We start from the raw sequence: 649 nt of genomic DNA on the forward strand, positions 1-649 counted from the left end.
TGAATATCTATTCATGTGTGAACGGTTATTGCCTCCCGCAACTCCCGTCGCCATCATGACCGACGACGCACGCAGCGGAGCCCGGCCTCCCCGCCGCCCCCAGCCAGGGCACAACGGCACCGCCGCATCCCCCCACACACGCCACGCACCGCACCGCGACCGTGGCGGAAGGAGCAAGCCGATGAGGCATCCTCGATTCCCAGCCATGAGCCCCCGCACACGCAGGAGCGCGCTCGCAGCGACCGCGGCGCTCGCCGTCGTGTCCGGCGGAACCCTCGCCGTCGCCACCCAGGCCCACGCCGTGGCCGGCTGCCAGGTCACCTACACCGTCACCAGCCAGTGGTCCGGCGGCTTCGGCGCCAACATCGACATCAAGAACCTCGGCGACCCGATAAACAACTGGACACTGAAGTTCGCCTTCCCCGCAGACCAGACCATCACCCAGCTCTGGAACGGCAACCTCACCCAGTCCGGCGCCAACGTCACCGTCACCAACCTCTCCTACAACGGAACGCTGGGAACCAACGCAACAGTCTCACCCGGATTCAACGGAACCTGGACCACCACCAACCCCGCACCCACCAGCTTCTCCCTCAACGGCGTCACCTGCACCGGCACCACACCCCCCACCACACCACCGACAACGCCG

At 66.7% G+C, this 649-nt stretch carries 1 protein-coding gene; it reads left to right on the forward strand.

Translation table 11 applies throughout. The features are described 5' to 3' along the window. Positions 1-205: 205 nt before the first annotated feature. On the forward strand, positions 206-649 hold a 444-nt coding region (locus JT723_RS34665; RefSeq protein ID WP_205048881.1), incomplete at its 3' end, for a cellulose-binding domain-containing protein.

The organism is Actinacidiphila bryophytorum, from assembly GCF_016916835.1.
Taxonomy (GTDB): Bacteria; Actinomycetota; Actinomycetes; order Streptomycetales; family Streptomycetaceae; genus Actinacidiphila; species Actinacidiphila bryophytorum.